The 15,214-nt window shown below is 63.5% G+C and carries 16 protein-coding genes; 7 read left to right on the top strand and 9 right to left on the bottom strand.

Annotated elements, in window-relative coordinates; all coding sequences use genetic code 11:
- Window positions 1-3 precede the first annotated feature (3 nt).
- The 3 genes from WJT74_RS09395 (at window position 4) to WJT74_RS09385 (ending at window position 2,217) form a co-directional block, all read left to right on the top strand.
- Window positions 4-543: a thermonuclease family protein gene (locus WJT74_RS09395; protein ID WP_343344071.1), complete on the top strand. Its 540-nt coding sequence runs from the start codon at window positions 4-6 to the stop codon at window positions 541-543.
- A gap of 9 nt (window positions 544-552) precedes the next feature.
- A complete protein-coding gene (ppk2, locus tag WJT74_RS09390) occupies window positions 553-1,341 on the top strand; it encodes a polyphosphate kinase 2 (protein WP_343344069.1) in 789 nt (262 codons plus the stop codon).
- A 66-nt stretch (window positions 1,342-1,407) separates the two neighbouring features.
- The gene (locus WJT74_RS09385; RefSeq protein ID WP_343344067.1) at window positions 1,408-2,217 is read left to right on the top strand and encodes a hypothetical protein; all 810 of its coding nucleotides are present in this window, start codon (window positions 1,408-1,410) and stop codon (window positions 2,215-2,217) included.
- Here the strand turns inward: WJT74_RS09385 and WJT74_RS09380 are convergent.
- Window positions 2,190-2,411: a DUF2188 domain-containing protein gene (locus tag WJT74_RS09380; RefSeq protein WP_343344065.1), complete on the bottom strand. Its 222-nt coding sequence runs from the start codon at window positions 2,409-2,411 to the stop codon at window positions 2,190-2,192. The genes WJT74_RS09385 and WJT74_RS09380 overlap by 28 nt on opposite strands.
- Window positions 2,412-2,773: 362 nt before the next feature.
- Between WJT74_RS09380 and WJT74_RS09375 the strand changes: the two genes are divergently transcribed.
- Window positions 2,774-3,604: a hypothetical protein gene (locus WJT74_RS09375; protein ID WP_343344063.1), complete on the top strand. Its 831-nt coding sequence runs from the start codon at window positions 2,774-2,776 to the stop codon at window positions 3,602-3,604.
- Window positions 3,605-3,746: 142 nt separating this feature from the next.
- On the opposite strand, the gene drt2 is transcribed toward WJT74_RS09375, so the two are convergent.
- The 3 genes from drt2 to WJT74_RS09360 form a co-directional block, all read right to left on the bottom strand.
- Window positions 3,747-5,036 (bottom strand): antiviral reverse transcriptase Drt2, encoded by a 1,290-nt coding sequence (gene drt2, locus WJT74_RS09370; RefSeq protein ID WP_343344061.1) that lies wholly within the window; start codon window positions 5,034-5,036, stop codon window positions 3,747-3,749.
- A 304-nt stretch (window positions 5,037-5,340) separates the two neighbouring features.
- Window positions 5,341-6,378, bottom strand: a complete 1,038-nt coding sequence (locus tag WJT74_RS09365; RefSeq protein ID WP_343344058.1) for a ribonucleotide-diphosphate reductase subunit beta — start codon at window positions 6,376-6,378, stop codon at window positions 5,341-5,343.
- Complete coding sequence (locus WJT74_RS09360) at window positions 6,375-6,593, bottom strand: hypothetical protein (RefSeq protein ID WP_343344056.1); 219 nt, start codon at window positions 6,591-6,593, stop codon at window positions 6,375-6,377. Before WJT74_RS09360 ends, WJT74_RS09365 begins: the two co-directional genes overlap by 4 nt.
- A gap of 74 nt (window positions 6,594-6,667) precedes the next feature.
- On the opposite strand from WJT74_RS09360, the gene WJT74_RS09355 reads away from it, so the two are divergent.
- A complete protein-coding gene (locus WJT74_RS09355; protein WP_343344053.1) occupies window positions 6,668-6,901 on the top strand; it encodes a DUF2171 domain-containing protein in 234 nt (77 codons plus the stop codon).
- A gap of 157 nt (window positions 6,902-7,058) precedes the next feature.
- Here WJT74_RS09355 and WJT74_RS09350 read toward each other — a convergent pair whose 3' ends face one another.
- Window positions 7,059-8,921 carry a ribonucleoside-diphosphate reductase subunit alpha gene (locus WJT74_RS09350; protein WP_343344050.1) on the bottom strand — a complete coding sequence of 621 codons (1,863 nt, stop codon included), beginning with the start codon at window positions 8,919-8,921 and terminating at the stop codon, window positions 7,059-7,061.
- 529 nt (window positions 8,922-9,450) lie between these two features.
- Here WJT74_RS09350 and WJT74_RS09345 point away from each other — a divergent pair.
- Window positions 9,451-10,161, top strand: a complete 711-nt coding sequence (locus tag WJT74_RS09345) for a hypothetical protein (protein WP_343344048.1) — start codon at window positions 9,451-9,453, stop codon at window positions 10,159-10,161.
- A 13-nt stretch (window positions 10,162-10,174) separates the two neighbouring features.
- Here WJT74_RS09345 and WJT74_RS09340 read toward each other — a convergent pair whose 3' ends face one another.
- From WJT74_RS09340 to WJT74_RS09325, 4 genes are all read right to left on the bottom strand, one after another.
- Complete coding sequence (locus WJT74_RS09340; RefSeq protein ID WP_343344046.1) at window positions 10,175-11,377, bottom strand: serine hydrolase domain-containing protein; 1,203 nt, start codon at window positions 11,375-11,377, stop codon at window positions 10,175-10,177.
- A gap of 4 nt (window positions 11,378-11,381) precedes the next feature.
- Window positions 11,382-11,921 (bottom strand): DUF3617 domain-containing protein, encoded by a 540-nt coding sequence (locus WJT74_RS09335; protein WP_343344044.1) that lies wholly within the window; start codon window positions 11,919-11,921, stop codon window positions 11,382-11,384.
- Window positions 11,922-11,952: 31 nt separating this feature from the next.
- The gene (locus WJT74_RS09330) at window positions 11,953-12,498 is read right to left on the bottom strand and encodes a DUF3617 domain-containing protein (protein WP_343344041.1); all 546 of its coding nucleotides are present in this window, start codon (window positions 12,496-12,498) and stop codon (window positions 11,953-11,955) included.
- Window positions 12,499-12,573: 75 nt separating this feature from the next.
- Complete coding sequence (locus WJT74_RS09325) at window positions 12,574-12,858, bottom strand: HNH endonuclease (RefSeq protein WP_343344039.1); 285 nt, start codon at window positions 12,856-12,858, stop codon at window positions 12,574-12,576.
- Between the two features lie 134 nt (window positions 12,859-12,992).
- On the opposite strand from WJT74_RS09325, the gene uvrB reads away from it, so the two are divergent.
- Window positions 12,993-15,188 carry an excinuclease ABC subunit UvrB gene (gene uvrB / locus WJT74_RS09320; protein WP_343344037.1) on the top strand — a complete coding sequence of 732 codons (2,196 nt, stop codon included), beginning with the start codon at window positions 12,993-12,995 and terminating at the stop codon, window positions 15,186-15,188.
- Window positions 15,189-15,214 lie beyond the last annotated feature (26 nt).

The following is a 15,214-nucleotide window of genomic DNA, read 5'->3' as shown; positions in this document are numbered from 1 at the left end:
GCGATGGGAAAGATGCGTCCGTTCCGAACGTCGCGACCGGCGCGGCGGCGCTGGCCGATCCGGGCGTCTTGGTCTTCGCTGCGGACCATCGTTCTGCTGGCGGCCGTGGTCGGTCTCTACGCGCTGTCGGAACCGGCGATCGTCTCGACCGGGACCATCTTCGAGGCGGAACGCGAGCGGATCACGGGGCCCTTTTCGCGCTGTGGCCGGGGCCGGCTCCATGCCTGTGTGGTGGACGGGGACACGATCAGGCTAGGGGACCGGCGGATCCGGATGCTGGGTATCGACGCGCCCGAACTGTTCGAACCCGCCTGTTCTCGGGAAGCCGATCTGGCCGCGGCGGCGAGCGCGGAACTGCTGCGGCAGCTCAACCGCGGCGATGTCGTGATGATCCGGGACCGGCGCGACGGGGTGGATCGCTACGGGCGCGACCTGCGCCGGCTGGTGCGCGATGACGCGGGCGGCGAGGTCGATATTGCGGGCGAACTGGTCGCCATGGGTTTGGCGCGGCGGTGGATCGGCTACGACGTCGGTTGGTGCTAGGAGGAAGCGATGAAGGGCAAGGAATATCGTCAGGCGATGGCGCCGCTCGAGGAGGAACTGGTCGCGGCGGCGCGATGGGCGCGGGCGACGGGCGCGCGGATCTGCGTGCTGCTCGAAGGGCGCGACACGGCGGGGAAGGGCGGGACGATCCGCGCGATCAGCCGCTATCTCAATCCGCGACAATGCCGGATCGTGGCGCTGCCTAAACCGACCGAGGCGGAAGCGACCCAATGGTATTTCCAGCGCTACGTCCCGCATCTGCCGAGCGCGGGGGAGATCGTGCTGTTCGACCGCAGCTGGTACAATCGCGCGGGAGTGGAGCGGGTGATGGGGTTCGCGAGCGAGGCGCAGGTCGACCTGTTCCTCCGTCAGGCGCCCGAGTTCGAACGGATGCTGGTCGACGACGGGATCCTGTTGTTCAAATACTGGCTGTCCGCCAGCCAGGTGAGCCAGGAGGAGCGGTTCGCCGAACGGCTGGCCGATCCGTTGAAGCGGTGGAAGCTGTCGCCGATCGATGCGGCGGCGCGGACGCGATATGCGGACTATTCCCGGGCGCGCGAGGCGATGTTCGCAGCGACGCACCGCGACCATGCGCCGTGGACGGTGGTCGATTTCAACGACCAGAAACAGGGACGGCTGACGCTGATCCGCGATCTGCTCGACCGGCTGCCCGATACGCATGTCCCGGTGGCGCCGTTCGACTGGCCCGCGCTGGGGCATGAGCCGCTGGAGGAGGACTTCGGTCCGTTGAAGCCGATTGCGCGCTGGAGCGAAAAGACCGCGAAGGACGAGACTTAACGTCCATCAAAGCGGTGCGGATGCGAATGTGGTTCAACGACGGCTCCCGCCCTTGCGAGCGTTGCCATGAGCCCGACCTTCTCCCTTTCCCTCGATCCGCGAATGGTGCTTCGCGTCGTCGCGCCGGTCGTGATCGCGGTGGTGCTGGTGGGGGCGGGTGCGGATCTGGCTCTGACCACCTACCCCGGCGAGACGACGGAGCGCGTGTTGCAGCGCCTGTCGCTGGCGACCGATACCAGCGTGCCGACCTTCCTAGCCGCGACGCTGCTGGCGGGATGCGCGGTCCTGCTTGCCGCGAGTGCGCGGGCGGAAGAATTGCGGGGGCACAAGGCGGGCGCATGGTGGCTGCTGGCCGGGGTGTTCGCGGTGCTGGCACTCGACGAGGTGGCGATGCTGCACGAACTGTCGGGCAAGGTGCTGGAAGCGCTGGTGCCCGCGGTTGGGGAGTGGGGCGGGTTGGTGCATTACAGCTGGGTGCTGGTCGGCATCCCCGCGGTGCTGCTGCTGGGGGTCGTGCTGGGGCGCTGGTTCTTTCGGCTGGATGCGAAGACGCGCGGTCCCTTTGCGCTGGCGGCGATCCTGTTCCTGTCGGGCGCGATCGGGGTGGAGATGATGAACGGAGCGATCGACGAAGCGGTGGCGGGGCGCAGCCGGCTCTATGCGCTGTCGACCGCGATCGAGGAGGGGCTGGAATTTGCGGGTACGCTCGCCTTCCTGCACGCGCTGGTGGCGCGGCTGGGGCGGGCGGGAACCGAAATTACGATCCGGTTTCGCGGGTGCGAGGCGACCGGGGCGGCGGGACGTGCCACCCGACGTTCCGGTCCGTCCTCGCCGAAGGCCGCGAACGATCAACCGGGGTGGCGCACGGGGTCGTGACCGTAGGTGTGGCGCTCGCGGATCTGGCCGTCTTCGCCCTGAAGAAAGACTTCGACCTCGTCGGCGCGGCCCATGCGGCGTGCCTCGTCCCAAGCGTCTTCCTGCGTGTCGTGGACGCTGGAGGCGCGGGTCGCGCCGGCGCGCTTGACCTGCCAGCCGTCGGAATGGGGGGTGCACCAGATGTTGTCGGCCATGAACGGGGTCTCCTTCGCTGTGAATCGTTTCGCGGGGAGAACGGCGCGCGGACTCTGGGCGTTGCGGGCAGCGGGGCGAGGCGAGTCGATGGTGGGGTGAGGCGTGCGGGGCCAGCCGTGGAAGTTCACGAAGGTCACGCTACGTCCGGCCCCGTTCGCCTTCCCCGCAAGGCCAGCGTCGAAGCGGAGTGCGGCGGCCGGGCGGCTGTAGAGGGCGGTCATCGGAAGGACGATGGCAGATCGGGGGCGTGTAGGACAGCGCCGGTCGCGACGCGCGCTTCTGCACCTTCTCAATGTCGGGTGGACGACGTTAAAAAGTTGCGATAGGTTAGTTTTCCGAACGCTTGGGGGGAGCCGTCGTCATGCCTTATCGTCACGCGCATTGGTGGGTGCTGGCCTGCCTGGGGGTTATCCTGCTGGGCTTCTGGCCGAGCTACTGGAGCCAGGCGGGGAGCGCGCGGTGGGAATTCCACCTGCACGGCGCCGTCGCGACGGTGTGGGTGATCATGGTCGCGACGCAAAGCTGGTCGATCCATCACAAGAAGCGCGCGCTGCACCGGGCCACGGGGCAATCGAGCCTTTACCTCTTCCCCTTCCTGACCATGGGGCTGATGGGCATCGGGATGGTCAATGCGGAGCGCGTGGTCGCGGGGGGCGATCCGTTCATCGCGCTTTATGGCGATACCTTCTTCCTCGGCCTGTGGCCCGCGATCGGCGCCTATCTGGTGCTCTATTACAATGCACTGAAACATCGGCGGAAGGTGTGGGCGCATTCGGCCTATCTGCTGGGCACCCCGATGATCCTGTTCGAAAGCCCAGCGAGCCGTGCGATCGGCAACAATATTCCCTTCTTCAGGATCGAAGGACCGGCGGACTTTGCCAACATCCTCCACACGATCATGATCACCGATGCGATGATGGTCGCGCTGGCGCTGGTGCTGTGGTGGCGGGCGCGGGAGCGGAGCAACGCCTTTGCCGTGGTCGCCGCCTTCATCATCGCGCAGATGGTGCTGATGAGCGTCGGCTATTACCTGGTCGATCTCGACAGCTGGGTGGTCGCCTTCGCAGGACTAGGAACGCCGATGGCGCTGGCGATGGGATTTGTCGCAGGGGCGGCGGCGAGCTGGCTCGGCTGGCAAGCGGGCAAGACGCCGCAGCGGGTCGGTCCGCCGGGAGCGCTTGCGGCGGAGTAGGAGGCGAGGCACCGAGGATAGGACAAGCGGAGCGAAGCGAGCGCGGCCTATCCGAGAGATGCCGAACCGCGGACGGCCTGCTCGCTTCAGCGAGACAGGACCGACGGGGTCAGGCCGCCCTGACCCCGTTCTCGCCTAAGATTTAGCGTCCACGGTTGGCAAGTTTCCGAAGCAGGATTTTGAAGTGGTTTCGAAGTTGTCTTTTCACTCCGGAATTCACAAACTTCTTGTCGGCACGAGACGCATACGAATAGAAGTTCTGCTTACCCAAATGTGAGATGTCTCTATATAATTTGCGCCTGTAAGCTTTGTGAGCAGGTTGGCCTTTCCGCGCAGCTCCACGAATTGTTCCCCGAACTGCGTAGGTCATGCGCCGATAGTATCTCGACAAAGTTCGGGCGCGAAGTAGGACACGCTGTCCATCAAACGTGAAGCCGAGGTATGTGACTGGTTTATCGACGGCAAGGTCGCCCTGATGGTGGGTAAACCGGCTGACTTCGGTCTTATCGGGGTTAATCACTAGCCCACTGTGGGAGCCCGCCGCGCGTGTCACGACGTGTTCAGCGTCGGCTTCTGCGTCCGGATTGCAAATTATCATAATGTCATCGGAGTAGCGCCGGTAACTGGCATCATTTGCAGCGACCCATGCCTGAATCTTCTTGTCGAATTCGGCCATCGCAACATTCGCAAAAACTGCTGAAATGGGTAGACCTTGCGGAATTCCATTTCTTTTCATCGAATTGCTATGAATGAGTTTGGCACCTCGTAATGTCTCAAGAGCCGGCCCGATGTCATCGACGAGTGGGGAAGGCGGGTCCGTCGGTTTAAATCCTAGAGGAATACTGATCTGCTTCAGATCTACCCAGTTATGCCGGACTATGCTTTTGAATACGTTAAACCAATCAAGCGTGAGCTCCTCGGTTTGCAATACTTCACGAAGCGCACACTTTAACTCAAAATGACTTATTGAAGGAAAGAAATCAGATATGTCGAAGCACATCACTGTGCACTGCCCTCGTGCTGAAATTTCAGCAAAGGCATCAGCCGCCATATCAACATTTGATCCTAGACCGCTTCTATACCCCAGGACGGCTCTCTGAAGATCATTGCGACCAAGCCAATCTTCGTACTGCAATTGCAGCTTGTAGGCGTAAAACGCATAGATCGCAGCGTCTCGGTGGGCCGCATACTTTATCTCACGGGCTTTTACGCCGACTTTTCGAGGCCGCTTACGCCGTACGATCGCCTTATTGGAGTTATCCGTTTTGAAAGTCCTTCGACTATCAGTGTAGCCTATAAGGGGAAGAAACGAATGACGCGCCACGTTAGAAGGTACGCAAGCAAACTGCTTGGCCGTCTCGTAACCAATAGGATAATCAAAGTGTGGGTAATGGCGTTGTCGAAACCACCCGCCAAGCTTCTTAATTCTCATTATAGCAAGTCCGGGAGTGCACGGGTTTCGCGTCCACCACTTTGTCACTCCCGGAACCAACGATATCCGATTGAGTAGAAATATCTGGCTAAGCCATTCCTACGCTCTCGTACCGCAAATTTACGCGATGCGCTATAATGATGAAGTAGGCATCTGGTGCAGTTTGACCATCTGGCTCTATGAGCTAGCGGCGCTGTTGCTACAAGTCTACGAATTAACGATTGACAGGAGTTACCACTTCTCCCTTCCCCCAATTTGGAAGGGCAAATTACTTTTAATTAATTCGACGAGTTAAGGCAAGCCCCTACTTCGCGAACATATCCGCCAGCGCCTCGTCGCCCTCGTCGTCCGCCTTTGCGATCTTCGCTTTCTGGCGGCTGTCGAAATTGTCCCACACCGTGTTCCAGTCGCCCTTGGTGGCGCCCTTCGAATATTCGGTCGCGCGGGTTTCGAAGAAGTTGGCGTGCTCGACACCGTTCAGCAGCGGGGCGAGCCAGGGGAGGGGGTGTTCCTCGACCATGTAGATGGGCTTGAAGCCCAGCTGGCTGAGGCGCCAGTCGGCGATGTAGCGGATATACTTCTTGATATCCTTGGGCGTCATGCCCTCGACGGGGCCGAGTTCGAACGCGAGGTCGATGAAATTGTCCTCGAGCCGGACGACCTTCTGGCACATGTCGACGATCTCGTCGCGCACGGCGGGGGTCAGGCAGTCGCGTTCCGACACGAATTCGTGGAACAGGCGGATGATGCCCTCGCAGTGGAGGCTTTCATCGCGCACCGACCAGCTGACGATCTGTCCCATGCCCTTCATCTTGTTGAAGCGCGGGAAGTTCATCAGCATGGCGAAGCTGGCGAACAGCTGCAGCCCCTCGGTGAAGCCGCCGAACATGGCGATCGTCTTGGCGATGTCCTCGTCGGTGTCGACGCCGAACTCGTTCATGTAGTCGGCCTTGTCGGACATTTCCTTGTAGTCGAGGAAGGCCGAATATTCGCTCTCGGGCATACCGATGGTGTCGAGCAGGTGGCTGTAGGCCGCGATGTGGATCGTCTCCATGTTGGAGAAGGCGGCGAGCATCATCTTCACTTCGGTCGGCTTGAAGATGCGGCCGTATTTTTCGTGGTAGCAGTCCTGCACCTCGACGTCGGCCTGGGTGAAGAAGCGGAAGATCTGCGTCAGGAGGTTGCGCTCGTGATCGGTGAGCTTCTGCGCCCAGTCGCGGCAATCCTCGCCCAGCGGCACTTCCTCGGGCATCCAGTGGACCTGCTGCTGCTTTTTCCAATAATCGTAGGCCCAGGGATATTCGAAGGGCTTGTAGGTCTTGCGGGCTTGAAGAAGGCTCATGGGGTTTCTCCCTGGGTTGTGGGGGCAGGCGAGAGCGCGCCGAGCCCCAATGCGAAGATGGTGAGGGCGATGCCGAGCATGGCGGCCATCGCGCCGGCGATGCGGTTGCGGTAGCGGGCGGGTGCGTCAGCGGGCCGACGGGTCAACAGCCACACCCCCGATATAAGGGCGAGCGCGCCGACAAGCAGCATGACGAGCGATGAAGTGAGGCTCATGCGCGGCCCACCGCGGAGCGTGTCTCCCCCTTCGCCCGTTGGTAGGGTGAAGAGAAAAAAGGAGACATACCAACATGTTTGAGAAGCAACGCATCAAAGAGCATATGGAAATCACCGACGCGAAGGGCCAGCATGTCGGCACCGTCGATGGGGTCGAGGACGACCGCATCAAGCTGACCAAGTCCGACGCCGCCGATGATAGTCATCACTTCATTCCGCTGAGCGATGTCGACCGTCTGGAAGACAATCGTATCTACCTCAACGAAACCGCGCGGATCCCTGCCGGTCTCGGAACGGTCGGATCGTAACCAGCGACCAACAGGGGCGCGCTGGCGGGTAGCCTCCAGGAGGCCCCGCCGGCTCGCAGCCCCCCTCCCGACATGACGTCGGCGAGGTTTGCAAAACGAAGAACGCCGCGCCGGACTTAGCGCGGCGTTTTTCTTATGGGTAAGGCGCCCGCGCATCCTACTGGCACGCGAGGCATTCGTCGTAGTCGGTCGACGGCAGCTCGTACTTGGCGGCCTCGGGCGTATTGTCCTTTTCGACCCCGCCCGCGAAACCGGCACGCTGCACCGACTTCGAACGCAGGTAGTAGAGCGACTTGATACCCAGTTCCCACGCACGGAAGTGGAGCATCAGCAGGTCCCACTTGTCGACATCGGCGGGGATGAAGAGATTGAGACTCTGCGCCTGGTCGATGAAGCCCGCGCGGTCGCCCGCGAGTTCGAGCAGCCAGCGCTGGTCGATCTCGAAGCTGGTGCGGAAGCTCGCCTTTTCTTCCGGGCTGAGGAAGTCGAGGTGCTGGACGCTGCCGTCCTTCTCTAGGATCGAATTCCAGACCTGATCGGAGTTCTTCGATTTCTCGTCGAGCAGCCGTTCGAGATACTTGTTCTTGACGATGAACGATCCCGACAGCGTCTTGTGGGTGTAGATGTTGGCGGGGATCGGCTCGATGCAGGCGCTGGTACCGCCGCAGATGATGCTGATCGACGCGGTCGGCGCGATCGCCATCTTGCAGCTGAACCGTTCCATCGCGCCCATGTCCTCGGCGTCGGGGCAGGGGCCGCGTTCGGTGGCGAGCATCATCGATGCCTCGTCGACCTGTGCGCGGATATGCTTGAAGATCTTGAGGTTCCACGACTTGGCCATGGCGCCTTCGAACGGGATGTTGCGCGCCTGAAGGAAGCTGTGGAAGCCCATCACGCCGAGGCCGACCGAGCGTTCGCGTTCGGCGCTGTACTTGGCGCGCGCCATCTCGTCTGGGGCGCGGGCGATATAGTCGGAGAGCACGTTGTCGAGGAAGCGCATGACGTCCTCGATGAACTGGTCGTCGCCGTTCCATTCGTCCCATGCCTCGAGGTTGAGGCTCGACAGGCAGCAGACGGCGGTACGGTCCGCGCCGAGGTGGTCGCGACCGGTGGGCAGCGTGATTTCCGAGCACAGGTTCGAGGTCGAAACCTTGAGGCCGAGATCGCGATGATGCTTGGGCATCGAATTGTTCACGGTGTCGGAGAAGACGATATAGGGCTCGCCCGTCGCCAAGCGGGTCTCGACCAGCTTCTGAAACAGGGCGCGGGCATTGACCTTGCCGCGCACGCTACCGTCACGCGGCGATTTCAGTTCGAACTCGGCGCCATCGCGCACCGCTTCCATGAATTCATCGGTGATGAGCACGCCGTGGTGCAGGTTCAGGGCCTTGCGATTGAAATCGCCCGACGGTTTGCGGATTTCGAGGAATTCCTCGATCTCCGGGTGCGACACGTCGAGGTAGCAGGCGGCCGATCCGCGGCGGAGCGAGCCTTGGCTGATCGCCAGCGTCAGGCTGTCCATGACGCGCACGAACGGGATGATGCCGGACGTCTTGCCGTTGAGACCGACCGGTTCGCCGATGCCGCGCACGCTGCCCCAATAGGTGCCGATCCCGCCGCCCTTGCTGGCGAGCCAGACATTCTCGTTCCAGGTACCGACGATGCCGTCGAGGCTGTCGTCGACGCTGTTGAGATAGCAGCTGATCGGAAGGCCGCGCCCGGTGCCGCCGTTCGACAGGACGGGGGTGGCAGGCATGAACCAAAGGTTCGAGATGGCGTCATAGAGGCGCTGGGCGTGCTTCTGGTCGTCGGCATAGGCGGCCGCGACGCGCGCGAAGAGATCCTGATAGCTTTCGCCCGGCAGGAGATAGCGATCCTTCAGCGTTTCTTTGCCGAACTCGGTCAGCTTGGCATCGCGCGATTCGTCGGTGACGATCTTGAAGCGGCGCTCGTGGACCTTCTTCGATTCCGAGACGGTGACGTCGTCGGTGGTGACTTCGCTGCCCGTTGAAAGATCCATGATGCCTCACTCCCCTGCGCTGATTGTTCGCGAGCGCTCCGAGTCGCCCGATGTTCCTGTTTCGTTCGTACCGGCTCCTACGCTCGAAACGAACCCTTTTGAAGCAGGCGTGGAGTCAATTCAGTGACTTATCCCCGCTTCCCCCGTTACGCACAGATCGCCCCATGCCGGAAATGGGTATTCCCGGCCCCAATCGCAAGATGTTGCGGGGCAACGTCGCTCGTAACACTAGGGATTGTGTCCAAGCACCGATCGCAACGCAAGAGTCATTTTTGTCACAGCGCAGATGATTAAGGGTTGTTTACCCTATTTTGCCCGCGCTTCCGCCGCTTTTGACGGGACAATTTTCTGTGGATGGAATGGCTCCGCAACGACGACGCCCGAGGGCGTCGATGGGGTGAGTCCGGCGGGTCACGGAGGACCACAGGGTAGGGGCCAGCTCCGACAAGATATCTTTGATCGGTCGCGCCGCTGAACGGAGAATCGCGACGGGGTTTTCGTCCCGACTTCATCTTGTCATAGAGCCGTCATGATTCTTCGACTTCCGACGGCCCTGAGCGCCCTTTTCATCGCGGTCCTGCCTTCCGCAGCCGCAGCCCAGAACATCAGCGGCGTGTCGGGCCCGACCGTGTCCGGCGGAGAGACGGCGAGCGAGGTGCGATTCGGGTTCGAGCCCGGCGAGGACGGCGCCGATGACCGGTTCGGCGCGCGAGTGCACGTGCAGCATGGATTGTCGGAGAGCCTGCGTCTGCGCGGTATTCTTTTCGGGCGCGAGCGGGGCGAGGGATTCGAGACCAATGCGGTGGCGGCCGAACTGCTGTGGCAGATCACCCCCGACGGGGAGCCGACTCAGGTCGGGGTGATCGGCGGGGTGCGTTCCGGCTGGAACGGGACGTCGGACCGGGTGCAGGTGAACCTGGCGGCGGATCACAAGCTCGATCCTCTCTGGAGCATCCGCGGCAATATTCTCGGCGAGCGACGGATCGACCGTTCGGGCGCTCCACTCCAGTTCGGAGCGCGAGCGCGGATCAAGCGCGAATTGAGCGACGATGTTGCGCTATCGCTGGAAGCGTTCAGCAGTGCGGGGACCTTCTCCTCGAGCGGGGACGAGGAACTACAGGTGGGGCCGATGGTGGAATTCGGGGTGGGACGGTTCGGCGTCTCGGCGGGCTATCTGGCCGGCGTTCACGGCGCATCCGACCACAACTTTCGCCTGTTCCTCAGCACCAAATTCAATTGAGGCTGGCCGACGCTTAGCGGTCTGCTCCTTCAAACAGGTCGAGCGCGCGGGCGGTCATCTCTTTCTCTACCGGCAGAAAGCCCTGGATCCAGCTGGTTTCGTCGTCGGACAGTTCGGGCTCTCCGCCGATGTGCCAGGCGATGCCGCGCGGGTTTTCCAGATCGACCCACAGCCCCGAGCGCAGGCCGTAGGCGTCGCCCGAATGACCCGCCCAGCGACCAAGTGGCAGTCCCGGATCGTCGGCGCATTCCGCGCCCGGCGATTGCAGCAGGTGGACGCCGAGCCCGTAGCGGCAGAACACGCCGCTCCACGTGTCGCCGTTGGTGCCGTCGTAGTTCCATTGGGGGGCGACCATCCGGTCGAACAGATCGGGCGACAGATAGGTGCGGCCACCTGTCGTGCCGCGACCGAGGAGAAGGCGTCCGATCTGCGCGAGATCTTCCGCGCCGATGCGCAATCCCCCTTGCGGCGAGAAGAGCGCGCCATTCTCACCGGGGCGCCAGCGCGACAGGTCGCACGGCTCGCCGTCCTTGACGACGACGGGGCAATCGGGTCGCCGACCGCCGAGGTCGTCCCAGACGGGAACGCCTTCGCGTTGCAGGACGATCGCGCGGGCGATGGTCGCGTCCGAACAACCGGCCCAGTTGAAACAGGCGTCGAGCCCCATCGGGGCGAACAGCAGGCGGTCCATCAGCCGGTCGAAGCGTTCGCCGGTCGCCGCCTCCATCGCGCTGGCGACGATGACGAAATTGAGGTTGGAATAGGAGAAATAGCCCTCGCGCGGCTCCGCGCTCCACGCGGCGGGGTCGGCGAGGCGGTCGCGAAGCGTGTCGCCTAGCGGGATCGCATAGCCCGCCCCGTCGCGCACGCCCGAGGTGTGCGACAGAAGCTGGCGAAGCGTAACGGGCGTGCGCGGCGCGGCAGGATGCGCGACGGGGTAGCCAAGGACATCGCCGACCGGCGCGTCGAGCGAGAGCCGGCCTTCCTCGACCAGCATCATCGCGCCGATGGCGGTCACAAGCTTGGAGATGGAGGCGATGCGAACCGGGTCGTTCGGGGACGCGATGCGGCCCGTCGCGGGGTCGGCGACGCCGCCCGCCTCGCTCGCCACGATCGTGTCGGTAGTGAAGGCCACCGCCGCGCGAGGCGGCTGGGTGGGGGTCGAAGCGCAGCCCGCCGTCATCGCGACCCAAAGGACGATGACGGCGGTGCGCACCCGGTTATTCCGCGACCTCGGCTTCGAGATCGGCGTCGGCTTCGGCATTGGTGCAGTCGCCGGTGCGTTCGCCGGTGATACGGCGCTGCATCCGATAATCGCCTTCGCCCGCGAACGAGGTTCCCGAATCGATCTCGCCCTCGATGCTCTCGCCGGTGAAGGTGGCATTGACCGCCAGATTGACCTGGCCGGCGGGGCGGTTGCAGGTGAGGTCCTGCCGCAGTCGACCGCGGCGGACGTAGGGATTCTGGATCGTGCATTCATCGCCGCTTTCGGCGAAGGCGGCGGCGGGAAGCAGTCCGTCCTCGCCGATACAGACCTCGTTCTCCGAAACGTCGCCGACGGCGAGGTCGGTCACGGGGTCGGCATCGTCGGCGCTGTCGATCGAGACGACTTCGGTGCGGATCAGGAAGGCGCCGGGAAGAAGTCCCTCGGCGGGCGCATCGTCGCTCGCCGCGGCGTCCGTGGCGCCCTCGTCGGTGCCCGTATCCCCGCAGCCCGCCAGCAGGAGCGTTCCCGCGCACAGGATCATCAGTCGTTTCATGTCATTCCCCTCCATTTGATAAACTCGGATGTCATTCCTCTTCGCACGCACCGACGCGGCGTGCCTCGACCCGCATCGCCATGGTGATGCCGTCCTGCGCCAGGCTGTCGGCCTGCATGGTTAGATCGTAGCGTTCGGGTCCGTATTCGCCCGCCAGGCTCATCCTCTGGGGCGTGCCGGCGATGGTGCAGACGAGATCGCTTTCGATCCGCCCGTCCTCGAGCGTGAAACTGTCGTAGGTGCAATCGGTGTCGTTGCCGGTGAAGAAGCGCGCGTCGGGGCGTTCGACTTCTGCACGGGTCAGGCAGGTGCGGAACGTCTGTCCGCCCATCGCCGTCCGCATGTCGTCGCGCTGGGCGTCGGTAAGCCCGGGCATGTCGATGCTGTCGAGCCGGATCGAGCTTTCCCACAGGCCGGGCGAAAGGAAATCGCCCCGGCTCATCGCGCTCCCCATTTCGTTCTCGATATCCTCCGCCGAAAGGCCCTCGTTCGTCTCGGGTTGCGCTTCGGCTTCGTCCGCATTCTGTCCGCAGGCCCCGAGGGCCAGGAGTGCGGCGAGGATGATCGGCGTTCGCATGGCGTCGCAGTCTAGGAGGTCCGTCGGGCAAGACAAGCCCGCGGACGCGCGACGAAGCCTTCGCCGGTTCCGCGCCTAGCGCCCGCGGCGGGTCGGGGCGTGAAAGTCGGGCGGCTTGTTCTCGACCCAGGCGAGAAAACGCGCGATTGCGGGATCGGCGCGGAGCGCGTCGACGTCCTCGCCGATCGCCGCGAGCTCCTTGTTGGTCATGCTGATGTGGAGCGTGCGGTGACAGATCGGGTGGACGGACCGCGTCGTTCGACCGCCGCGCGACTTAGGAACGGGGTGATGTTTCTCGACGCGGCGACCGAGCGGGCGGTCGCACAGCCAGCATCGGTCGCCGTTCGGATCGTCGGTCATCACGCAAGAGAACCATCGAGGTGCGGATGGTGTCCGTTTTCGGATCGCGAGCGTGAGAAGGCCGGGGTGGTGGGTCGCCGGCACCGCCCGAAGGGAACTAGCGTCCCGCCGTTTCGCTTCCCATATCTAGCGCCATGGCCATCCAGATTCGCACCAGTCTTGCCGAACCCGACACGGGCGAGGACTTTACCCCGCACCGTCCCGCGCGCCCCGAGAAGGCCGAGGGCGGCAGGAAGTTCGAACTGGTCAGCGACTACGAGCCGGCGGGCGATCAGCCGACCGCGATCAAGGAACTGGTCGAAGGGATCCGCGATCACGGCGAGGACAGCCAGGTGCTGCTGGGCGTCACGGGGTCGGGCAAGACCTTCACGATGGCCAAGGTCATCGACACGTTGCAGCGGCCCAGTCTGGTGCTGGCGCCCAACAAGATCCTCGCGGCGCAGCTCTATGGCGAGTTCAAGAGCTTCTTTCCCAATAATGCGGTCGAATATTTCGTCAGCTATTACGATTATTACCAGCCCGAGGCCTATGTGCCGCGGACCGACACCTACATCGAGAAGGAAAGCTCGGTGAACGAGGCGATCGACCGGATGCGCCATTCTGCGACGCGGTCTTTGCTGGAGCGGGACGACGTGATCATCGTCGCGTCGGTCAGCTGTCTATACGGCATCGGGTCGGTCGAGACCTATTCGGCGATGACCTTCAAGCTCGCCAAGGGCGACACGGTCGACCAGCGCGAGATCATCCGCAAGCTGGTCGCGCTGCAATACAAGCGCAACGACGCCAATTTCGCGCGCGGCAGCTTTCGGGTGCGGGGGGACAATCTGGAAATCTTCCCGTCGCACTACGAGGACATGGCGTGGCGGGTGAGCTTCTTCGGGGACGATATCGAGGAGATTCTGGAATTCGATCCGCTGACCGGCAAGCCAGGCGCGAAGCTCGACCGGGTGAAGATCTACGCCAACTCGCACTACGTGACGCCGGGGCCGACGCTCGAGCAGGCGCGGCACGCGATCAAGCACGAACTGGACGAGCGATTGAAGGAGCTGGTGGCGGAGGGGAAGCTCTTGGAGGCGCAGCGGCTAGAGCAACGGACGAATTTCGACCTGGAGATGATCGCGGCGACGGGCAGCTGCGCGGGGATCGAGAATTATTCGCGGTTCCTGACCGGGCGCCTGCCGGGCGAACCGCCGCCCACCCTGTTCGAATATCTGCCCGACAATGCGCTCCTGTTCGTCGACGAAAGCCACCAGACGGTGCCGCAGATCGGCGCGATGGCGCGAGGCGATCACCGCCGCAAGATCACGCTGGCCGAACATGGGTTCCGCCTGCCGAGCTGTATCGACAACCGGCCGCTACGGTTCAACGAATGGGATGCGATGCGGCCCGAGACGATGTTCGTGTCGGCGACGCCGGGGCCGTGGGAGATGGAGGAGACGGGCGGCGTCTTTTCCGAACAGGTCATCCGCCCGACGGGCCTCATCGACCCGCCGGTCGAGATCAAGCCGGTCGAGGACCAGGTCGACGATCTGGTCAACGAGGCGCGGCTGACGGCGCAGCGCGGGTATCGCACGCTGGTGACGACGCTGACCAAGCGGATGGCCGAGGACCTGACCGAATATATGCACGAGCAGGGCATCAAGGTCAGATACATGCATTCCGACGTCGAGACGCTGGAGCGCATCGAGCTGATCCGCGACCTTCGGCGCGGGGTCTATGACGTGCTCGTCGGCATCAACCTGCTGCGCGAGGGACTGGATATTCCCGAGTGCGGGCTGGTCGCGATCCTCGATGCGGACAAGGAAGGCTTCCTGCGGTCCGAGACGAGCCTCATCCAGACGATCGGGCGCGCGGCGCGCAACGTCGACGGGCGGGTCATTCTCTATGCCGACCGGGTGACGGGTTCGATGGAGCGGGCGCTCAACGAAACCGGGCGGCGGCGCGAGAAGCAGATCGCCTACAACGAGGAACATGGCATCACGCCGCAATCGACCAAGCGCGCGGTGGAGGATCTGCTCAAGGACGTCCGCGACGTTACCGCGTCGGGCGCGGGCAAGATGGAGAAGGACGCACCGCCGTTGGCGGGGTCGAACCTTCGCGCGCACATCGAGGGGCTCGAGGAGAAGATGCGCAAGGCCGCAGCGGACCTGGAGTTCGAGACGGCCGCGCGGATCCGAGACGAGATCCGCAAGCTGGAAGAAGACGAGCTGGGCATTCCCGAGGCCGAGCGGTCGGCGCCGCGCGTCGGCTATTCCAATGCGGGTCGGCCGGGAACGCGCAAGGACCGCTTCGGCAAGACGCGCTACAAGAAAATGGGCGGGCGGCCCTAGGGAGTGGCTTGACCGGGCGAGCGTCC

Source organism: Sphingomicrobium sp. XHP0239 (genome assembly GCF_039555325.1).
Classification (GTDB): domain Bacteria; phylum Pseudomonadota; class Alphaproteobacteria; order Sphingomonadales; family Sphingomonadaceae; genus Sphingomicrobium; species Sphingomicrobium maritimum.
The sequence above is the reverse complement of the archived record's forward strand: the minus strand, read 5'-3'. Positions and strand labels throughout refer to the sequence as shown.